This window comes from Mesorhizobium sp. M8A.F.Ca.ET.057.01.1.1, assembly GCF_003952565.1.
Classification (GTDB): domain Bacteria; phylum Pseudomonadota; class Alphaproteobacteria; order Rhizobiales; family Rhizobiaceae; genus Mesorhizobium.
The window spans coordinates 5,385,522-5,403,877 of the sequence record NZ_CP034454.1 but is presented as its reverse complement, the minus strand read 5'-3'; the positions used below and the strand labels follow the sequence as shown (position 1 = coordinate 5,403,877).

The following is an 18,356-nucleotide window of genomic DNA, read 5'->3' as shown; positions in this document are numbered from 1 at the left end:
ACCTTCTCCCCGAGGGGAGAAGAGGTCAGCGCTGGCAAGCTCCTCTCCCCTGGGGGAAAGGTCGGATTGCCCGAATTGCTCTTGCAATTCGACTTGGCAATCCGGGTGAGGGGCCTCTCACGCGCTTATTCAATTGTTATTGGACTAACGCCCCCCGAAGGTCTTTCCTAGGCGTCCCCGCTTAGGAGTCCCCCCATGCACCTCACCCGCCGGACGCTCATTGCCGTCAGCCTTTCAATCACCTTCGCCTTCACACCATCCGCCGCCGTCTTCGCCGCGTCGCCGGCGCCCGCCAAGGGCGAGAACGGAATGGTCGTCACGGCCCAGCATCTGGCTTCCGAAGTCGGCGTGGAGGTTCTGAAAAAGGGCGGCAATGCCGTCGATGCGGCGGTCGCCGTCGGCTATGCCTTGGCCGTCGTCTACCCCAATGCCGGCAATATCGGCGGTGGCGGCTTCATGACCATCCGCTTCAAGGACGGCAAATCGACCTTCCTCGATTTCCGCGAGCGGGCGCCACTTGCCGCGACCAAGACCATGTATCTCGACAAGGACGGCAATCCGGTGAAGGGCGCTAGCCTCGACGGCTATCTCGCGGTCGGCGTGCCGGGTTCCGTGGCCGGTTTCGAGATGGCGCGTGAGAAATACGGCACCTTGTCCAGGCAGGACCTGATGGCGCCGGCGATCGGCTATGCCAGGGACGGGTTCATCCTCAACCAGGGCGATGCGGCTTCATTCGCCGGCAGCGCCGACCGGCTGGCGAAGGACCCGGCGGCCGCCGCCATCTTCCTCAAACCCGAGGGCAAGCCCTATGGCATCGGCGAGAAGCTGGTTCAGCCAGACCTTGCCGCCTCGCTCTCGGCCATTTCCGAGAGAGGTCCCGATGCCTTCTATAAAGGCGCCATCGCCGACGCAATCGTCAAGGCGAGCGGCGCCAAGGGCGGTATCCTGGCCAAGGGTGATTTCGAGCAATATGCGGTGCGCGAGCTGAAGCCCGTCACCTGCTCCTATCGCGGCTATGAGATCATCTCTTCGCCGCCGCCGAGCTCGGGCGGCGTCATCATCTGCGAAATCCTAAACGTGCTCGAAGGCTATCCGGTGTCCTATCTCGGCGCCGGTTCCGCCGAGACGGTCCATGTCATGGTCGAGGCCATGCGCCACGCCTATGTCGACCGCAATTCGGCGCTTGGCGATCCGGATTTCGTCGACAATCCGGTCTCGAAGCTGCTCGACAAAAACTATGCCAAGGACATCCGCGACAAGATCGATCCGTTCCGGGCTGGCGTGTCGCAGGATTTGATGCCGAAAGGCTTCGGCGAATCGAAGGAGACCACCCATTATTCGATCATCGACAAGGACGGCAACGCGGTCGCCGTCACCTACACGCTGAACGGCTCGTTCGGCGCCGGCGTCGTTGCCGACGGCACCGGCATCCTGCTCAACAACGAGATGGACGACTTCACCCAGAAACCCGGCGTGCCCAATCTCTATGGCCTGGTCCAGGGCGAAGCCAACGCCATCCAGCCGAAGAAGACGCCGCTGTCCTCGATGAGCCCGACCGTGGTGGCCAAGGACGGCAAGCCGTTCATGGTCATCGGCAGCCCCGGCGGCTCGCGCATCATCACCATCACGCTGGAAGCGATCGTCAACGTCATCGACCACGGCATGAACATCCAGGAGGCGATCGACGCGCCGCGCATCCACCATCAATGGCTGCCCGACACCGTCTATGTCGAGCCGTTCGGGCTTTCGCCCGATACCGAGCGGCTGCTTGCCGGGATGGGCTATCACCTCGATCTCGCTCACCAGAGCTGGGGCCAGGCGGCGGGCATTCTCGTCGGCGGCAAGAGCCTGGCGGAAATCGAGAAGGGCGGCGGCGCGCGCTACAATGGCGCGATCGACAGCCGCGCGGCATCGGGCGAAGCGCTTGGATATTGACAGGCGGCAAGTCTGTTCCTTGCCGGACGAGGCCGGATTCCACCCTTCGGGACCGGCCTCCGCTTCATGGCCGGGCGGGCGCCGTCAGGTCACCAGCGTGATGGTCGATGCAATCAGCATCAAGGCGGCAACGCCGACGAACAGCGCATAGATGCGTGGCCGGTCGAGCAGCAGCGCATTTCCCGATATCCAGGCCGACGTGGCGCCGCCCAGAGCGAAGAGGAACCCGTTGCGATGGCCGAAAGTCATCGACGCGGCCATCAGCCCGCCGATGATCAGGGCGCCGAACACGATGATCACGGCGACCGCGTATTTCTCGAAGTCGTTGCTGCCGATGCCTGGTCCGATCGCATTCAAATTCGGCAGGTCGTCCGGATCGAAGGGGTTCGCTGACCCGTATTCGTCTTGACCCATGGATTCTCGCATCACTTGATCTCCGCTGACCGGCAACAAACCATCAACGCCTGCCGAGCGCAACCCGATCGCGCTGTGGCGGATGCGCCCGGCACCGCCTTCGGCCCCTTTCGGGATGGTTTTTCGGAGCTGTTGCCCGATCGCGTCACCTGCCTTCTTGGGTTTGTCGTTCGAGCTGCACCCCGGCGAAAACCACATGTCGATCCTGCCGGTGACGGTCAACCGCGCGGTGCAGGCGGCCTTCGCGGTGCGGCAAAGGAATACCGGTTGAACACCTGCCTCGGTAAGAACCACCTCGCACCATCATTGCTGCGCAAGGGAGGCGCTCAGCCGACGATAGGGGATGCCATCGAATCTTGCCGTCACAAAATCGGTGACGGACATCTTGCGCTTGCGTCCGTCGCTGCAGGCGTAAACCGGCCAACCGGCATCGCTGCATTCGCTGGCTGCGCAAATACGCGCCAGGCAGTTACCGATAGTCAACCGGAAGCCGCCCTTGCCGGCGAAGCCTTGCAACAAGCTGCCGTCCGCCGCGCGCCATGTCCGCGCACGGAATTCCGCCCTCAAAAGCAATGGTTCGAGAGGGATCGCAAAATTGGTTTCGCCAGCACGCCCTGCGAATTGCAGGCGGAAGCGCGCCATTGCAGTCGTGTATGCGGTCACAAGATCCGGTTCGCGAAAATAGGCGATCGGCAGGTTGGAGCGGTCAAACAGATGAGACAGGCGCTCGCTTGCCTCTACCGGCATCAGCAAGGCAGCAAAGGTAAGAAAGGCGAAGCAAGCTCGCGACATTTTACAGCAGCCATATCGATCTCGGCCTGCCGGTTTGGCCCCGGTTGCCCCCCAACAACATCCCGCCGATCGTCGTCCTGCGCAAGCCGCTTGCTGAGGCAGTCCATAAGGCGGCCGAGTGTGCAATTCGCAAGGCCGCCGCGTTAAAGCGATTGGAGGCGCGGCAAGGAGGAACACCTGCCGCCAGCCACGGTTCCTTAGCCGAGGCGAGCCGGCGGCAGTCCGAACAGATTGGCGCCGTTCTCCTGGCCGTGCTCGACATAGCCGATGATGCCGAACCATCGGGCGACGTCGGGCCCCTGCAGCCAGCTGCGCGAATGGATGGGAAGGTTGCCGGCCAGCGCCTGGATATGCCTGATATGCCGCTTGCAGAAGCGCACGGTCGAGGCGCGGAAGAAATCCTCTTGCGCGGCAAACAGCGTATCGGCGGCATCGCTGTTTTCGTGCCAGGCGATGATCGCAACGGCCTTCTCGCCCTCGACCAACGCGTGCGCCCGGCCTTCCTTCAAATTCATCATCAGATTGTCGTAGGCGATCTTACTGTCCTTGCCGGCCGCCGCATACTCGTCCGACATCCGCTTGGACAGGCCGTGGAAGACATCCTCGAGATCCCCGAGCGTAGCCGCGCGTGCTCTCATCTCACCTCCTGCAGCCCCGGCAGGGAGTTTGCCCTAGGGATAGGGGATCACCAAGCAAATTGAATCCGCCAGAAGCCCGGTGAGAGCAAAGTCGTTCCGACTATCGATCTTTGTGAGTACTCCCACCAAGCCGAGAAGTGGCCTGGCCCGATAAATTCCGAGATCCGAGGGTTAGAAAACGCTCGGATCGCCGCCATTTTCGCGTGGTCTGGCGGATTTCCCGAGCCCGCGCCGACAAGTGGCGTCAACTTGGCGGATGCGTTGGCCCGGCTGCTTCGGCGGCCGGGCCTGTTGTTCTGCGGACCGTGCTGTCACCTAATGATTATGGGACTGCTGGAAGCCGGCCACGTCGTACTGAGATACGCTCTTCGGATTCTTCGAGTTTTGCGGCTGGGTGCCGGCGTAATGTGTTCCGGCATTTCCATCCGGGTTGAAAGCTGAGCCCGGGGCAGAACTGGCGTGGCCGGGGGTCGCACTTCCTGTTTGAGGAGTTCCGATGGTTTGGCCGGGCTGACCTGTCGAGCCCGTCACCGTGTGGACATTGGTGGCCAAAGCCATGCCAGCGGAACCTATGAGCAAGCCTGCCATCATCGGAATGAGGAGATGTTTCATGATCGTTCTCCCAAAAGCATTTGATTTTGGGCGCTCGGGGTCTTGTGAGCGCCCGGCGAACTAAAGTCAGAACGCTCTTCGGACCATCATTCATCCCGACTGTCGCAAATCGTGATCCGTTTATTTCACGGTGACACGTTTGGCCCGGCGGCGTCGGCCTGCCGGTCCTTTAAGGCATCCGGTCCTTCAAGGCTTAACGGAACAAGAGCCTGTGGATTCCAATTAACTGGATATGCCAGCCAAGATCAAAGAACCACAGCCGAAGCCCGGCCCGCAGCCACCCGTCCGTCGGCCAGACAAAGCACCGTCAGAGCTTGAGCATGTCGATCCGCCACCGCGAGACGTGCGAGAGGCGCCCGCACCAAATCCCAATGGCGACAAGAAAGCCTAAACGCCGACCCGCGAACGCGCCTGCAACAGGCGCATTCGATACGAGAGCGATCAGCGGTCACTCTATAAGAGCTTGATTTTCTTTTTAAAATGATGGTGCCCAGAGGCGGATTCGAACCACCGACACGCGGATTTTCAGTCCGAACGCATCCTTGTACCGCAAGGCTTTCAGTGCGCCATGTCGCATCCATGTCGCATCGGTACTGGCTACTCGACTGGCGCATCGTAGTCATGCACCAGTTGTAGGTGCGCGTGGGCGAGTCGCAGGTACAGTTGCAGCAGCCGAGCTGCTGTTCATGGCCAGTGGCTTCTGGCTGGCGACCGAGCTGGTGATCGCAGGCGGTTGACAAAAATCGTCGGCGCGAGGCAGTTTTCGGCCGAGGGTAAAGCGAGGAGCACCACTATGAAGAGAGCCTATGAGAAGCCAGCGCTGATGAAGCGCGAGCGCCTGTCGGTTGTGACAGCCGCCGTGAGCCTATCGTTTACACCGCCGCCTCCGCCGCCTTGAGTTCTGCCTTATGTTCCATAAAGCCCGCTTGCCCTGACCGGCAGGCGGGCTTTTCTATTTTGGTCGAGGGAAACTGAGGATTGTCGCGGGCTCTGTCTCCAGTGGCTCATGGCCAGGAACTTCATGCCACATGATCTGGCGCAAATCGCGCTGATCGACCAACTGGCCACATGTCGGACAGTTATAGAAATGATCCTCTTCGCGAATGAAGGCGGCGTTGTGCACCTTGCCTGGAATCGGCGGGCCAAGCTCCGAAAGCTTCGTCATTTCCCGCCAAGCTTCTTGGCTTCGCGCTCCAGCGTAGTCCGGTCGTTGCCGTGCTTCTTGATCAGTTCGCGCACCTGTTGAGGCGTGATCCCTGTTTTCTGTGCGAAATAATCAACCTCGTAGTCTTCGCTCGATGAGACCCGGTCGCGGTCCCGGAAGTCCCTCTTGCTCTTGTCGTCGGCCATTTCGCTTTCTCCCACTGCGATCGGTGGCAACGTGGCTGGGCTCGCTTTGTTGCATGGGGGCGAGTTTCCAGTTCGGAACTATTTTAGCACAAGCTGATTGAATCACTGGCAGTCGGGTGTGGGCTGCTGACCAACGTCCCCGAGACCTGGTCGGCCCGCGTCAGGGTTGGGCAAGGGCGCGGGCCATCGCTTTCGGAAAGGCCTGGCAACTTGAGCGCGCGTGGCATCGATTTCCTGCACCAATGGATTTCGAACAACGTCCCCGAGACTGCCGGAGCTGATGTTATCTCAGTCGCGGAATTGACCCAGAAGCTCTTTGCCGACGCCAAAGTGGTCGGGATCAGTAGTGTCGAGATCGAGGAAGACACCGGCAGCGTCTATGAAGCAATGCTCGATGCGATCGTGCACCACGACGCGGGCTTGGCGGATTGATTTCAACAAATCTAACGACTGGGAAGACGCACCGGTAGGCACGTTTGGTAACTGTTGATTCAACCATTGCTGGTATTCAGAGGGTAGGGTGACGGCTCCGACAGTGCGATGGCATGTGCGTGCCGGAGCCGCCCGCGCAGTCCGGGTTGGGGTAAGACCGCGCTGTTCCAAAATAGGACAGCGCGGTCAACGAACTGTTAAAATTTCCCGCAACTAATTAAGGGTATGCTAATTGAATCGCGGTTCCGCGGGTCCTGTGCATGCCTTTGAAGTTCATCGAGCCGTTGATGCCGACCTTGGTTGAGAAGCCTCCCGAGGCCGAAGGCTGGATTCACGAAGTCAAGTTCGACGGGTACCGCTCCCAGATCATCAAGGACGAGGACGGCGTGCGGATCTTCACGCGTCGCGGGCTGGACTGGACGGCCAAATACCGAGACCTCGCCAAGGCGGCCGGCGACCTCGATGTCGACAGCGCCATCATCGACGGCGAGATCATCGTGCTGAACGATGCCGGGCTTTCCGACTTTGGCGCCCTGCGCAAGGCCATCACCAGCCGGCAGCACGACCTCTATTTCGTCGCTTTCGACCTGCTGCACATCAACGGCCACGATATTCGCGACATGTCCCTGGAGGAACGGCGAGAGATCCTTGCGGAGCTAATCCCGCCGGACATCAGGATTCAATTCTCTCAGCCCTTGCCGGGCGATGCTGCCGCTATTTTCCACCTTGTCGACCAGGCCGGCCTTGAGGGCATGGTTTCGAAGCGCCGGGATAGCAAATATCGCTCCGGCCCGTCGACAAACTGGCTGAAAGCGAAATGCTATACGGTGGAGGAATATGAGTTGCTTGGCGTCGAACGGGAGCCCGGCAAGCCGGCGTTCGCTCTTATGGCCGATCGTAAGACAGGGCAGTATGTCGGTTCGGCCTTCATCAACTCCAGCCGGGCAATCCGCGAGCGGCTATGGAAGCGCGTTCAGGAGCACGCCGGGCCAGCGCCGAAGGGCATGAAGCGTCCGGCAACCCAATGGGTCAAGCCGGGTATCATTGGCCGTGTGAAGCACTTGCGCGGCGAAGAGGATTTGCGCCACGCTTCCCTACAGGATTTTCGGGAAAAACTCTAAAAGAGTGGATCGGCTCGTTGGAACAAGTCGGCATGTTTTACCTTATGCCACGACACCTGCCAATTTGCCGCCCGCAGGGATTCTATATAACCTGCAAGGCAGCCGCGGCTGGAGAGATCACTCGTTGAACATTGAAGACCTGTATCGCCTCCTGCGCTCCGGCCACGTCCAGGCGCAAGGCATCGTCGACACCGTCTCGGACCCAATGGTTGTGCTTGACGCATCACTGTGCGTCCAGGCTGCCAGCAAATCCTTTTTCGAAACGTTCAACGTTGATCGGTACGAGACAATCGGAAAGCACTTCTATGAGCTGGGCAATGGGCAGTGGGACATCCCGGCTCTTCGCGTCTTGCTTGCGGAGGTGATCCCGAAAGCCACAGCCGTAATAAACTATGAGGTTGTGCACGACTTTCCCGACCTCGGCCCTCGAACGATGCTGGTAACTGCCCGGACACTCAGCCATCCCGACAACGCCAGTCATACGATGTTGCTATCGATCGTGGACGCGACCGAGCGTGTTCGCGCCGATGCGGCAAAGGACATGCTGTTCGGCGAACTCCGGCATCGAATGAAGAACCTGCTTGCCGTGGCGCAATCGCTAGCCAAACAGACCCCCACCCAAGGGCGGACGGTGGAGGAATATCGCGATGCCTTCATGGGACGCTTTGGCGCCCTGATTGAAGCGCAGGATCTAGCCTTTGGAGAAGAGAGCGTCTCCGACCTGGCATATCTGATCGAGCGTGTGCTTGCGCCTTACGCCGCCGATCCCGCTGCTGTTTCGATAGAACCGGGCACGGCTGTGGTACTTGCACCAAGTACGATCATGTCACTCAGCCTCGTTCTGCACGAGCTGGCGACGAACGCCGCCAAATACGGGGCGCTGTCCGTTCCTGGGGACGGGTCCATGTGATCTGGAAACTGGAAGAAAATAATACCCAACTTCGTCTCAAATGGGTGGAGCGCGGCGGCCCTGCCGTAGTCTCCCCAGAAAGCACGGGCTACGGCACCAAACTTATTCAATCGGCGACGACGTATAGTCTCGGCGGGCGTGTGGAACAAGACTATGCGGCTGAAGGTTTACAGGCCGAGTTGGTCATTCCGTTGGGGAGTGCGCCTCTCCCCGATTGAAAGGCGTCCATGCCGAAGTCCGTTTTGCTTGTGGAAGACGAATTTCTGATCGCGATGGACCTTAGGGAAACGCTTGAGGCGAATGGCTGGCGGGTAATTGGCCCGGCTGCAAACGTGCGCAGTGCGCTCCAGATGATAGAAAATGAGTTGCCAACCGTTGCGCTTCTCGACGTGAACCTTCGGAATGAACTGGTCACGCCAGTGGCTGAGGCTTTAACGGCGCGAGGGGTGCCGTTCGTTTTGGCGAGCGCCTACAAGAGGCCAGAGCAAATCGGCGGCACGGCGCTTGTTGGAGCAATCAATGTTGGCAAACCGGCTGACGAGAGGCGGTTATTGGCCGCTTTGACCCAACTCACTACCGGTTGACTTCGCCACGGAACCGCATCGATTCTACGAACTTATTCCGCTATGAGCGCGCGCGGCATCAACTTCCTGGGCCAGTGGATCCAGAACAACGTTCCGGAAAACGCGAAGGCCGATGCGGTCTCGATACACGACCTAACTCACAAGCTATTTTCCGACGCTAAGGCCGTCGGCATCCGGCGTGACGAGATCGATGATGAGGTGGAAAGCCTATACCGCACGTTGGTCGATTGGATAGTGCACTCCCATGATCCTGGATTGGTGGACTGATGGCTGGGTTGCAATAGTAGGGAGAGCCCGGGTTACCCGCTCCCAAGAAAAGCTCTGATTGATGCCGAGATTTTTTTCGACAGCCACGATGGGACGATCCTTACACGCGACAGTGACGGCTTGGAGTTCGCCAACGCGCAGGAGGCGAAGCAGGCCCTTCAGGATTTCCTGATAAGCACATTGCAGAACTCCAAGCGAAAAGACGCGGAACGTTCCGTGGTGTGGGTACTCCTCCGCGACGAAACCGGTAAGCCGCTCACCCAAGCTATCGCGGAGATCACAGACATTTCAAAATGACCCCTACCGGAAAGCGCGGCCGTATAAAAAGCGCCAGAAACCTGCTATCCGTTAAGCGATGAGGGAAACCGTTCTGGCGATGCTGGAGCAGCACGTGCTGCTAGGCGAGCGACACATTGCACGCCAGCGGGAAATTGTCGCCGACTTCCACCACAATGGTTTCAGGACGGACTTGGCCGAAGAGCTTTTGACGCTGTTTGAGCAGATGCAACTTCTGCACATTGCTCACCGGGATTGGCTTTTAAATTCAAACTGAGACACTACCCTGTTTGTTCTGGCTTGCCTGCTCTATCGGATTGAGGAATAAATTCCTTCGTTGCGGCGAACCCCTCAAAACGGAGATCGCCAAATGGCCAGATCAAAACCTTCTAAGCAGTTGTCGCAGGCTGAAATCGAGCGCTTTCTGGTGGCAGCGGAAGCGCTGCACCTGAGCATTATCAAGCCGTTCATATCGCCGCATTGCGATCACTACCGGCAGACGCGGGTCTTGCATGAGGCGCTGTTGAAAACGGTGCGGGACGTCACCGGGAAGGAAGTCGAGTTCATCCAGTGGAACACGACGGGACCGGTACGGCCTCCGATGGCTGGATAGACGCCGGACATTGGAAGCGCAGGGATGGCCGTTGATTGGCTTCGCGAATGAGCCCGATAGAACGGCCGCGTCTCTCTCATAGCGGCGTAGCCGTTGCCCACATGTCGGAGTAGGCAGCACTTTTGAGCGTAGCGACTTCGGCCGGCGACACCGTTATCGAGGCGGGAGACCGTGTGGCGAGATCCTTGAACGACTGGCTGACGGTCCAAACCTTGGCGTCGTCGACCACAATTAGCCGATCATGCAACAGCCGCGGCGCAGTCGCGCGAGCCTCAATCGGACGTTTGGCCCCATATTGTGCGGCCCATCGTTGTACTGCCGGCACGAGCGTTGCGATTGTCTTCGGTGCAAACGCATCGGCTAGCAGGTCGATCTTCACTCCTTCTGCGGCCATAGCGGCGAAGTCGGTCAGAATAGTATGATCCAGATACGGGTCGACAACGAGCAGCCTTGACTGGGCTTCCTTCAGCACCTTGCCTATTGCGGTCATGGCATCCATGTGACTGCCGACGGGCAGGAACGACCCGGAAGATGTTGCTGGCGCGGCAAGCTCGGTGCGGGCGAGTGCTCGCTGAAGAATGCCCAGGCGCTGGGACCGTAGATTGCCGGATGGGTGGAATACCACTCAGCCACCTCATTAATTCGGCCCATGTCAACTAGGTCGCCGACCGCCTCGACCAGTGCGACAGCCTTGCTGATCCAGACCTGCTTTTCCGGACTGTAAGTTTCCATGCGTGCTGGTATCGCCGCCAGATGATGGCCTATGCGCACATACAATTCATGCGCGTCGAGAGTGCGAGAAAGCATGACGTTTCCCAGGTCCGGTCTATGTCGCGTCCATCTCGCGTGGAGTTGCCGATAGTCGCAGGAAATCCTTGGAAATCAACGGTAGCGGATTGCAACATGGCGCGACATGAAAACTGGGATCCGGTCTACCCCGTTTGCCACAAATGCCTGAAATTCCTAGAGAAAATGATGGTGCCCAGAGGCGGATTCGAACCACCGACACGCGGATTTTCAGTCCGCTGCTCTACCAACTGAGCTATCTGGGCCTGTTCCGGCTAACGAAAACTCGCGCTCCGGATTTCATGAAGGCACCGTGGGCGCCCCTTGAAAGCGCGTGGGTTATAGCACGGGAATTCGGCCTGTCCAGCGCCCAGATGTGGATTTCCCGCAGGAAAAGAAATGCCGCCCGATGGGCCGGTTTCGATGCCGTTCGCCCGCCTATCTGGCGCTGGCCAGGCCTTTGCGGAAGTCGGATGGGGTCATGCCGGCCAGCTTGCGGAAGGATTTGTTGAAGGCGCTGAGCGAGCCGAAGCCACTGTCCATGGCGACGCGCAGCACGTTGGCGTCCTGGTGCATCAACAGTGCCTGCGCGTAGCTCAGCCGCAACAGGTTGACATATTCGTTGAGCGTCATGCCGGTCGATTTCTTGAACAGGCTCATGGCGTATTTGGGGTGGATGTCGGCGGCCGCCGCTATGTTCACGCAATCGATGTCGTAGAGGAAATTCTCGGCGATGAAATCGCACATGCGCCCGACATTGCGCGACGATTGCTGGTCGAAGGGGTTGCCTGCTTCCTGTCCGGCGGCGTTTTCCGGCACCAGCCGGTAGGGCTCGAACCGTACCCGTTCCAACCGCAGCAGAAGTTCGTTGACGGCATGCTCGGCCTTGGCCGGATCGCCAGAGCGGGCATAGCGGTTCCAGCGGGCGAAATTGTCGTTGTCCGATTGATCGGTGGCGCTGGTCACCAGCGTCGCACCCGTCATCAGCCGGTGGCGTATGTCCGCCGGCAGGTGCAGCCGGAAGAAATGCACCAGCGGCAGATGCGCGCCGGCATAGACGGCGTCGTCGCTCAAATCGTCCATCTGGTGCGGCAGGCCGCCCCAGAACAGGCACATCTCGCCGGCCGAAAGCGATATTTCGTGCTCGTTCATGCGGTAGTGGACGGAGCCGCGGACGATGAAATTCACCTCGACCTGGGCATGCCAATGCGGCTTCAGCATCACCAGCGGATTGGTGTGGAACATCTGCAGCAGCAACGGCAGGCCCTCCACGCTGCTGGCACCAGGCTGGTAAAACGGCCGTTCGGGCATCTTACTTTCCGCCAATTTCGTATTCCCTTTGTCGGGGACAGGCCCTTGCCGGTGCCTAGTCTAGCCAGGCTCGCAGAGAGAGCAAATGAAATGGGAGGATTTCAATGCGCATCACACTGTCCTGCGCCGTGCTCGCGCTTGCCTTGGGCTCAGCCCCGGCCTTCGCGCAATCCGGCGAAATCACGATCTGGAGCTGGAACATCGCCGCCTCGTCGCTGAAGGCAACGGTTGCCGGTTTCAACAAGCTGCATCCCGACATCAAGGTCACGGTCCAGGATCTCGGCAACCAGCCGACCTATGACAAGTCGATCGCCGGATGCGCGGCCGGCGGCGTCGGCCTGCCCGACATCGTCACCATCGAGAACGGCGAGGCCGAGAATTACTGGAGCCAGTTCCCCGACTGTTTCGTCGACCTGCACACGCTGGGCTACACGGCTGAGGACCAGAAGAAATTCCCCGATTTCAAGCGCACCGAACTCGAGGTCGGCGACAAGGCCTATGCCATGCCGTGGGATTCCGGCCCGGTCGCCGCCTTCTATCGTCGCGACTTCTACGAGAAGGCCGGCGTCGATCCGGCATCGATCAAGACCTGGGACGACTTCATCGCCGCCGGCAAGAAGATCCAGGCCGCCAATCCGGGCGTGTCGATGACCAACGCCGATTTCAACGGCGACACCGAATTCTTCCGCATGATCTCCAACGAGCAGGGCTGCGCCTATTTCGCCGAGGATGGCCAGTCGATCACGGTCAACCACCCCAAATGCGTCGACGCCATGACCAAGGTCAAGGAGATGAAGGACGCCGGCATCGTCTCGTCCGCCGACTGGGGCACCAAGATCACCAACAACACCGCCGGAACCGTCGCCACCCAGGTCTATGGCGGCTGGTACGAGGGCACCATCCGCACCGAATCGGCGGGCGAAAACGGCAAATGGGGCGTCTACCTGATGCCGAGCCTGACCGCGGATGGCCCGCGCGCGGCCAATCTCGGTGGCTCCTCGCTCGCCATCACCTCGGCGTCGAAGAACAAGGAAGCTGCCTACGAGTATTTGAAATACACGCTCGGCACCAATGAAGGCCAGATCACCATGCTGAAGGATTTCGGCCTCGTCCCCTCGCTGGTCTCGGCGCTGAACGACCCCTATGTCGGCCAGGGTCTGCCCTACTGGGGTGGCCAGGCGGTGTGGAAGGATATTCTGGGCACCTTGCCCAAGGTTGTTCCGAGCCGCGGCACGCAGTTCCAGAGCGATGCCGAGATCATCGTGCGCGCGGTGCAAACCAAATATCTCGCCGGCGGCTATCCCGATGCCAAGGCGGCACTCGACGATGCCGCCAGCCAGATCGCCGCGGCGACGGGGCTGCCTGTCAAGTCCTGACCTCCCAGGACGGGGTCCGGGATGGCGAAATGCCGTCCTGGACCTGGCACTTGCCCGTTTGTCTTCAACACCAGGGATGAAGGAGGAGAAAAGATGCGCAACCGCAATGCGACGGCCTATCGCTTTCTCACGCCCTATCTCCTGATCTTCGCCATCTTCTGGGTGTGGCCGATCATCTCCTCGTTCCTGATCTCGTTCCAGGCAACACGCACCGTACCTTGGCGCTTCGCGCCCGGCTTCAACTGGGGCCGGCTGATCGGCGACCCCGCCTTCTTCAACGCGCTGAAGAACACGCTGCTCATCCTGGTCATCCAGGTTCCGGTAATGATCGCGCTGGCGATGGTAATGGCGGTGCTTCTGAATTCGCCGCTGCTCAAGGCGCGCGGCCTCTACCGCTTCGCCTTCTTCGCCCCGGTGGTGGTCGGCGAGGTCGCCTATTCCGCGGTGTTTCGGCTGATGTTCAGCCTCGATTTCGGCATCGTCAACAAGCTCCTGAACAGCATCGGCCTGCCCAAGGTCGATTGGTTCTCCAACGTCACGCCGGCCATGGCGCTGATCATGATCGCGGTCACCTGGCGCTGGGCCGGCTACAACGCCATCATCCTGCTGGCCGGCATGCAATCCATTCCCGAGGATGTCTATGAGGCGGCGACGCTCGACCGGGTGAGCAAGCTCAAGCAATTCTTCCACATCACCTTGCCGCTGTTGAAGCCGGTCATCGTCTTCTGTGCCGTGCTGTCGATCATCGGCACCATGCAATTGTTCACCGAGCCGTTCCTGATCACCGAGCGCGGCGGGCCGGGCGGCGGCACCGAGACGCTCGGCCTGCTGCTTTACCGCCAGGGCTTCCGCTCGCTCAATTTCGGCTATGCCTCGGCCGTGGCCTACACCATGGCGGGGCTGGCGATCGCCATCACGCTGGTGCAGCTGTGGCTGACGAGGGAACCGAAATGAGCTCGCTCTCCTCGGCAAGACTGAAACGAAGCATCGCGCTGCACCTCTTCCTGACGCCGCTGGCGCTGATCTGGCTGTTTCCGCTGTGGATGATGGTGGTGTTCTCGACCATGCCCGACAACGGCATCTTCAGCCCCGGGATCGAACTGTTGCCGCACGGCAATTTCATCGACAATTTCAACAATCTGCAGCACGACACCGATTTCGTCGGCGCCATCGTCATCTCCGTTTGCGTGGCGGTGACCTACACCGTCCTGTCGGTGCTTTTGACCTCGATGGCCGGCTGGGCGCTGGCCCGCTACCAGTTCTTCGGCAAAGGCGTGGTCGTCGCCATCATCCTGGGCACCATCACGCTGCCTTATGCGGTGGTGCTGATCCCGCAATTCATCATGGTGGCGCGCGACTTCAAGCTCGCCAACACGTGGGTGGCGCTGATCGTGCCGCCGCTGTTCAATTCGCTTGGCGTGCTGTTCATGCGCCAGAGCTTTTCCATGATGCCCGACGACCTGTTCGATGCCGCCCGCGTCGAGGGCGTCAAGGAGTGGCGTATCTTCGTCTTCATAGCCCTGCCGTTGGCGCGGCCGATGCTGGCCGCGCTCTGCATCATCCTGTTCCTCGCCTCCTGGAACAATTATCTGTGGCCGCTGCTCATCAACAGCCAGCCGGGGTCGATGACAGCACCCGTGGCGCTGGGCACGCTGATCGGCCTGACCAAAGTCTCGTGGGGCGGCATCATGGCGGGCGCGGTGATGCTGACCGTGCCGATGCTCGTCGTCTTCGTGCTCCTGCAGCGTCATTTCATCGCCGGCATCGCCGCCGGCGCGGTCAAATAGGGAGCAGAATGGCAACCGTCACGCTCACAAACGTCGCCAAGCGCTTCGGCGCCTTCGAGGTCGTCCATGGCGCCAACATCGACATCGCCGATGGCGAGTTCGTCGTCTTCGTCGGCCCGTCAGGCTGCGGCAAGTCCACACTGCTCAGGATGATCGCCGGGCTCGAGGACATCAGCGGCGGCGAGATCGCCATCGGCGGCAAGGTGGTCAACGATGTCGAGCCGGCCGATCGCGGCATCGCCATGGTCTTCCAGTCCTACGCGCTCTATCCGCATATGAGCGTCGAACAGAACCTCTCCTTCGGGCTGCGCATGACCGGCAACCCCAAGGCCGACACCGAGCGGCGGGTGAAGCGCGCGGCCGAGATCCTGCGCATCGGCGAATTGATGGACCGCCGCCCCAAGAAACTCTCCGGCGGCCAGCGCCAGCGTGTCGCCATCGGCCGCGCCATCGTGCGCGAGCCGCAAGTGTTCCTGTTCGACGAGCCGCTCTCCAATCTCGACGCCGAACTGCGCGTCCAGATGCGGGTCGAGATCTCAAGGCTGCACAAGGAACTCGGCGCCACCATGGTCTATGTCACACACGACCAGACCGAGGCGATGACGCTCGCCGACCGGATCGTCGTGCTGCGCGGCGGGCATGTCGAGCAGATCGGCCGGCCGCTCGATCTCTATGACAATCCCGACAATATTTTCGTGGCCGGCTTTGTCGGTTCGCCGAAGATGAATTTCATCAAGGCCCACATTGTCGGGCGTGATGCGAAAGGCGTCGTGGTCGAACTGGCGGGCGAGGAGAAAACGCGCATCACGCAGCCCCTGAAGGTTGCGGCGCCGGAACCTGGGAGCAAGGTCATCGTCGGCGTGCGGCCCGAACATTTTGGCAGCGCCGGTGAAGGCGACGCCGACCTCACCGCCACCATCGACGTGGTCGAGCACCTCGGCGGCACCAGCTTCCTTTACGCCAGGACGACCCATGGCGAGGACGTGGTGATCCAGCGCGACGCGGCAAAGGTCCCCGAGACATCGGAGGTGACCGTTTCCATCCGCAAATCCTACCTGTTCGACGAAAAGGGGCTGCGGCTGCGCTGACTGGCCGCCCCTTTCCAAGCCCGCAAGGAGAATGACATGACTGTATCAACGCCCATTCGCTGGGGCATCCTCGGGCCGGGGGGCATTGCCAAGGCCTTCGCCGGCGGCGTCGCCGGTTCGCGCACCGGGACACTGGTCGCCATCGGTGCGCGCAATCCCGACAAGCCGGGCCTGGCCGAGAGCTTCCCCGGCGCGCGCATCGTCGATGGCTATGAAGCGCTGCTTGCCGATCCGGAAATCGACGCCATCTACATCGCGGTCCCGCATCCCGGACACGCGCAATGGGCGATCAGGGCAGCTGAAGCCGGAAAGCATGTGCTTTGCGAAAAGCCGCTCGCGCTGACCGCCTTCGAGGCCGACGCCATGATGCACGTGGCGCGCAAGGCCGGCACCTTCCTCGGCGAGGCTTTCATGTACCGGCTGCACCCGCAGACGCTGCAACTGGTGGATCTGATCAAGTCGGGCGTCATCGGCGAGATCAGGATGATCAAGTCGAGCTTCGGCTTTGCCATGCCTGATTTCATGCCGGAGCACCGGCTCTACGCCAACGATCTCGCCGGCGGCGGCATCCTCGATGTCGGCGGCTATCCCGTTTCGATGGTGCGCCTCATTGCCGGCGCGGCCGCAGGAGAACCATTCGCCGAACCCGACAAGGTCGCCGGCACCGCCCATCTTGGTCAATCCGGCGTCGACGAATGGGCCTCCGCTGTCCTGCATTTTCCAGGCGGTATCGTCGCCGAAGTTTCCTGCAGCATCTCGCTCAACCAGGACAATGTCCTGCGTATCTTCGGCACCAAGGGCCGCATTGAGGTGCCGGACTTCTGGTTCGCCGGCGGCGACCGCGACGTCGGCCTCGGCCGGATCGACGTGATCGGCGCCGACGGTACGCGCGAGACCATCAGCGTCAACGAGAAACGCCACGTCTATTCCTTCGAGGTCGATGCCGCCGGCGAAGCGATCCGAGCCGGGCGTCAGGAATTCGCCTGGCCGGGCATGGGCTGGGCCGACAGCCTCGGCACCTTGCGCGTGCTCGACAGATGGCGCGCGGCGGTGGGGCTGGAATATGAGATCGAGAAGGCCTCGCTGCGCACCAACACCATCTCCGGCCGGCCCTTGCGCCCGGGCGGCACCGCGATCGGCAGGCGCAGCATTCCGGGCCTGGCGAAGCCGGCTTCGGTGGTGGCGCTCGGCTTCGAGGATTTCCGCACCTTCTCCTCCGGGTCGATCCTGCTCGATGCCTTCTTCGAGGCCGGGGCAATCTGTTCGACACCGGCTATGTCTATGGCGGCGGCTACACCGAGACCTTGCTCGGCCAATGGCTGAGGAACCGAGGCGTGCGCGAGCAATCGGTCGTTATCGCCAAGGGCGCGCATTCGCCGCTCTGCTATCCCGACGTGATCGGCAAGCAGCTTGCCCAGTCGCTCGACCGCCTGCAGACCGACCATGTCGATATCTATTTCATGCATCGCGACAATCCGGACGTGCCGGTCGGCGAGTTCGTCGACGCGATGGATCGCGAGGTGAAGGCCGGCCGCATCCGGGGACCGTTCGGCGGCTCGAACTGGAAGATGCAGCGCATGGACGAGGCGATTGCCTATGCCGAGCGCACCGGCAAGCAGAAGCCGGGCGTGCTCTCCAACAATTTCTCGCTGGCCGAGATGCTGGAACCGATCTGGGCCGGCTGCATCACCTCCTCTACCGATGACTGGAAGGCCTGGCTGACATCCAGGCAGATGCCGAACTTCGCCTGGTCGAGCCAGGGACGCGGCTTCTTCACCGACCGCGCCGGGCGCGACAGGCTGGACAGCGAAGAACTGGTGCGGGTCTGGTACTCCGAGCGCAATTTCGGCCGCCGCGACCGCGCGATCGAACTCGCCGCCCAGCTGCGCAAGAGCCCGATCCACATTGCGCTGGCCTATGTGCTCAATCAGCCTTTCCCTTCGGTTCCGTTGATCGGGCCACGCACGCTGGGCGAACTGGACGACAGCCTGCGGGCGCTGGACATCGCGCTTTCGCCCGCCCAACGCGAGTGGCTGGACGGCGGCAGCCTGCACGCGGCTTGAT

The 18,356-nt window shown here is 61.1% G+C and carries 23 protein-coding genes, 1 tRNA gene and 1 pseudogene; 15 read left to right on the top strand and 10 right to left on the bottom strand.

Annotated elements, in window-relative coordinates:
- Positions 1 to 195: 195 nt before the first annotated feature.
- The gene (ggt, locus tag EJ077_RS25770) at positions 196 to 1,935 is read left to right on the top strand and encodes a gamma-glutamyltransferase (RefSeq protein ID WP_208697342.1); all 1,740 of its coding nucleotides are present in this window, start codon (positions 196 to 198) and stop codon (positions 1,933 to 1,935) included.
- An 84-nt stretch (positions 1,936 to 2,019) separates the two neighbouring features.
- Here ggt and EJ077_RS32910 read toward each other — a convergent pair whose 3' ends face one another.
- The 6 genes from EJ077_RS32910 to EJ077_RS25740 form a co-directional block, all read right to left on the bottom strand.
- Positions 2,020 to 2,271: a hypothetical protein gene (locus tag EJ077_RS32910; RefSeq protein WP_208703133.1), complete on the bottom strand. Its 252-nt coding sequence runs from the start codon at positions 2,269 to 2,271 to the stop codon at positions 2,020 to 2,022.
- 381 nt (positions 2,272 to 2,652) lie between these two features.
- Positions 2,653 to 3,141 (bottom strand): hypothetical protein, encoded by a 489-nt coding sequence (locus tag EJ077_RS25760; RefSeq protein WP_245458555.1) that lies wholly within the window; start codon positions 3,139 to 3,141, stop codon positions 2,653 to 2,655.
- Between the two features lie 197 nt (positions 3,142 to 3,338).
- Complete coding sequence (locus EJ077_RS25755; RefSeq protein WP_208697340.1) at positions 3,339 to 3,779, bottom strand: hypothetical protein; 441 nt, start codon at positions 3,777 to 3,779, stop codon at positions 3,339 to 3,341.
- A 315-nt stretch (positions 3,780 to 4,094) separates the two neighbouring features.
- A complete protein-coding gene (locus tag EJ077_RS25750; RefSeq protein WP_208697338.1) occupies positions 4,095 to 4,391 on the bottom strand; it encodes an adenylate cyclase in 297 nt (98 codons plus the stop codon).
- Positions 4,392 to 5,343: 952 nt separating this feature from the next.
- Complete coding sequence (locus tag EJ077_RS25745; RefSeq protein WP_208697336.1) at positions 5,344 to 5,556, bottom strand: hypothetical protein; 213 nt, start codon at positions 5,554 to 5,556, stop codon at positions 5,344 to 5,346.
- Positions 5,553 to 5,741 (bottom strand): DUF3606 domain-containing protein, encoded by a 189-nt coding sequence (locus tag EJ077_RS25740; RefSeq protein ID WP_208697333.1) that lies wholly within the window; start codon positions 5,739 to 5,741, stop codon positions 5,553 to 5,555. Before EJ077_RS25740 ends, EJ077_RS25745 begins: the two co-directional genes overlap by 4 nt.
- A gap of 210 nt (positions 5,742 to 5,951) precedes the next feature.
- Between EJ077_RS25740 and EJ077_RS25735 the strand changes: the two genes are divergently transcribed.
- The 9 genes from EJ077_RS25735 (at position 5,952) to EJ077_RS25700 (ending at position 9,944) form a co-directional block, all read left to right on the top strand.
- Positions 5,952 to 6,173 carry a DUF768 domain-containing protein gene (locus EJ077_RS25735; RefSeq protein ID WP_208697331.1) on the top strand — a complete coding sequence of 74 codons (222 nt, stop codon included), beginning with the start codon at positions 5,952 to 5,954 and terminating at the stop codon, positions 6,171 to 6,173.
- Positions 6,174 to 6,433: 260 nt separating this feature from the next.
- On the top strand, positions 6,434 to 7,294 hold the full coding sequence (locus tag EJ077_RS25730; RefSeq protein ID WP_208697329.1) for an ATP-dependent DNA ligase: 861 nt from the start codon (positions 6,434 to 6,436) through the stop codon (positions 7,292 to 7,294).
- Positions 7,295 to 7,418: 124 nt separating this feature from the next.
- On the top strand, positions 7,419 to 8,204 hold the full coding sequence (locus EJ077_RS25725) for an HWE histidine kinase domain-containing protein (RefSeq protein WP_416859534.1): 786 nt from the start codon (positions 7,419 to 7,421) through the stop codon (positions 8,202 to 8,204).
- The gene (locus tag EJ077_RS32905; protein ID WP_416859533.1) at positions 8,201 to 8,422 is read left to right on the top strand and encodes a hypothetical protein; all 222 of its coding nucleotides are present in this window, start codon (positions 8,201 to 8,203) and stop codon (positions 8,420 to 8,422) included. Before EJ077_RS25725 ends, EJ077_RS32905 begins: the two co-directional genes overlap by 4 nt.
- 9 nt (positions 8,423 to 8,431) lie before the next feature.
- A complete protein-coding gene (locus EJ077_RS25720; RefSeq protein ID WP_208697327.1) occupies positions 8,432 to 8,788 on the top strand; it encodes a response regulator in 357 nt (118 codons plus the stop codon).
- Between the two features lie 42 nt (positions 8,789 to 8,830).
- Positions 8,831 to 9,055 (top strand): DUF768 domain-containing protein, encoded by a 225-nt coding sequence (locus EJ077_RS25715; RefSeq protein WP_208697325.1) that lies wholly within the window; start codon positions 8,831 to 8,833, stop codon positions 9,053 to 9,055.
- Positions 9,056 to 9,175: 120 nt separating this feature from the next.
- Positions 9,176 to 9,352 (top strand): hypothetical protein, encoded by a 177-nt coding sequence (locus EJ077_RS25710; RefSeq protein ID WP_208697323.1) that lies wholly within the window; start codon positions 9,176 to 9,178, stop codon positions 9,350 to 9,352.
- 79 nt (positions 9,353 to 9,431) lie between these two features.
- Positions 9,432 to 9,608: a hypothetical protein gene (locus EJ077_RS25705; protein WP_245458554.1), complete on the top strand. Its 177-nt coding sequence runs from the start codon at positions 9,432 to 9,434 to the stop codon at positions 9,606 to 9,608.
- Between the two features lie 93 nt (positions 9,609 to 9,701).
- Positions 9,702 to 9,944 carry a hypothetical protein gene (locus EJ077_RS25700; protein WP_208697319.1) on the top strand — a complete coding sequence of 81 codons (243 nt, stop codon included), beginning with the start codon at positions 9,702 to 9,704 and terminating at the stop codon, positions 9,942 to 9,944.
- 76 nt (positions 9,945 to 10,020) lie between these two features.
- Here the strand turns inward: EJ077_RS25700 and EJ077_RS25695 are convergent, their stop codons facing one another.
- The 4 genes from EJ077_RS25695 to EJ077_RS25680 all read right to left on the bottom strand — a co-directional run bounded on the left by EJ077_RS25695 (position 10,021) and on the right by EJ077_RS25680 (position 12,041).
- Entirely contained in the window at positions 10,021 to 10,443 is a 423-nt protein-coding gene (locus tag EJ077_RS25695; RefSeq protein ID WP_208697317.1) for a phospholipase D-like domain-containing protein, read from the bottom strand.
- A complete protein-coding gene (locus tag EJ077_RS25690; RefSeq protein WP_208697315.1) occupies positions 10,431 to 10,751 on the bottom strand; it encodes a hypothetical protein in 321 nt (106 codons plus the stop codon). The genes EJ077_RS25695 and EJ077_RS25690 overlap by 13 nt, the downstream gene beginning before the upstream one ends.
- Before the next feature lie 169 nt (positions 10,752 to 10,920).
- Positions 10,921 to 10,996 (bottom strand) — tRNA-Phe (locus EJ077_RS25685).
- Positions 10,997 to 11,168: 172 nt separating this feature from the next.
- Positions 11,169 to 12,041, bottom strand: coding sequence for a helix-turn-helix domain-containing protein (locus tag EJ077_RS25680; RefSeq protein WP_208697313.1), 873 nt, complete (start codon positions 12,039 to 12,041; stop codon positions 11,169 to 11,171).
- A 104-nt stretch (positions 12,042 to 12,145) separates the two neighbouring features.
- On the opposite strand from EJ077_RS25680, the gene EJ077_RS25675 reads away from it, so the two are divergent.
- The 5 genes and pseudogenes from EJ077_RS25675 to EJ077_RS25655 all read left to right on the top strand — a co-directional run bounded on the left by EJ077_RS25675 (position 12,146) and on the right by EJ077_RS25655 (position 18,355).
- Entirely contained in the window at positions 12,146 to 13,417 is a 1,272-nt protein-coding gene (locus tag EJ077_RS25675) for an ABC transporter substrate-binding protein (protein WP_208697312.1), read from the top strand.
- Between the two features lie 93 nt (positions 13,418 to 13,510).
- Positions 13,511 to 14,371: a carbohydrate ABC transporter permease gene (locus tag EJ077_RS25670; RefSeq protein WP_127870823.1), complete on the top strand. Its 861-nt coding sequence runs from the start codon at positions 13,511 to 13,513 to the stop codon at positions 14,369 to 14,371.
- Positions 14,368 to 15,204, top strand: coding sequence for a carbohydrate ABC transporter permease (locus EJ077_RS25665; RefSeq protein WP_208697311.1), 837 nt, complete (start codon positions 14,368 to 14,370; stop codon positions 15,202 to 15,204). The genes EJ077_RS25670 and EJ077_RS25665 overlap by 4 nt, the downstream gene beginning before the upstream one ends.
- A gap of 8 nt (positions 15,205 to 15,212) precedes the next feature.
- The gene (locus EJ077_RS25660) at positions 15,213 to 16,292 is read left to right on the top strand and encodes an ABC transporter ATP-binding protein (RefSeq protein ID WP_208697310.1); all 1,080 of its coding nucleotides are present in this window, start codon (positions 15,213 to 15,215) and stop codon (positions 16,290 to 16,292) included.
- Positions 16,293 to 16,328: 36 nt separating this feature from the next.
- A pseudogene (locus EJ077_RS25655) lies at positions 16,329 to 18,355 on the top strand (aldo/keto reductase).
- Position 18,356: the final 1 nt, after the last annotated feature.

Coding starts and splice junctions, on each gene's coding strand:
- ggt (WP_208697342.1), top strand. CDS start 196: ATGCACCTCACCCGCCGGACGCTCATTGCCGTCAGCCTTTCAATCACC.
- EJ077_RS25690 (WP_208697315.1), bottom strand. CDS start 10,751: ATGCTTTCTCGCACTCTCGACGCGCATGAATTGTATGTGCGCATAGGC.
- EJ077_RS25660 (WP_208697310.1), top strand. CDS start 15,213: ATGGCAACCGTCACGCTCACAAACGTCGCCAAGCGCTTCGGCGCCTTC.
- EJ077_RS25720 (WP_208697327.1), top strand. CDS start 8,432: ATGCCGAAGTCCGTTTTGCTTGTGGAAGACGAATTTCTGATCGCGATG.
- EJ077_RS25700 (WP_208697319.1), top strand. CDS start 9,702: ATGGCCAGATCAAAACCTTCTAAGCAGTTGTCGCAGGCTGAAATCGAG.
- EJ077_RS25715 (WP_208697325.1), top strand. CDS start 8,831: ATGAGCGCGCGCGGCATCAACTTCCTGGGCCAGTGGATCCAGAACAAC.
- EJ077_RS25695 (WP_208697317.1), bottom strand. CDS start 10,443: ATGGATGCCATGACCGCAATAGGCAAGGTGCTGAAGGAAGCCCAGTCA.
- EJ077_RS25675 (WP_208697312.1), top strand. CDS start 12,146: ATGCGCATCACACTGTCCTGCGCCGTGCTCGCGCTTGCCTTGGGCTCA.
- EJ077_RS25670 (WP_127870823.1), top strand. CDS start 13,511: ATGCGCAACCGCAATGCGACGGCCTATCGCTTTCTCACGCCCTATCTC.
- EJ077_RS25680 (WP_208697313.1), bottom strand. CDS start 12,041: ATGCCCGAACGGCCGTTTTACCAGCCTGGTGCCAGCAGCGTGGAGGGC.
- EJ077_RS25745 (WP_208697336.1), bottom strand. CDS start 5,556: ATGACGAAGCTTTCGGAGCTTGGCCCGCCGATTCCAGGCAAGGTGCAC.
- EJ077_RS25740 (WP_208697333.1), bottom strand. CDS start 5,741: ATGGCCGACGACAAGAGCAAGAGGGACTTCCGGGACCGCGACCGGGTC.
- EJ077_RS25760 (WP_245458555.1), bottom strand. CDS start 3,141: ATGTCGCGAGCTTGCTTCGCCTTTCTTACCTTTGCTGCCTTGCTGATG.
- EJ077_RS25665 (WP_208697311.1), top strand. CDS start 14,368: ATGAGCTCGCTCTCCTCGGCAAGACTGAAACGAAGCATCGCGCTGCAC.
- EJ077_RS25755 (WP_208697340.1), bottom strand. CDS start 3,779: ATGAGAGCACGCGCGGCTACGCTCGGGGATCTCGAGGATGTCTTCCAC.
- EJ077_RS25730 (WP_208697329.1), top strand. CDS start 6,434: ATGCCTTTGAAGTTCATCGAGCCGTTGATGCCGACCTTGGTTGAGAAG.
- EJ077_RS25750 (WP_208697338.1), bottom strand. CDS start 4,391: ATGAAACATCTCCTCATTCCGATGATGGCAGGCTTGCTCATAGGTTCC.
- EJ077_RS25705 (WP_245458554.1), top strand. CDS start 9,432: ATGCTGGAGCAGCACGTGCTGCTAGGCGAGCGACACATTGCACGCCAG.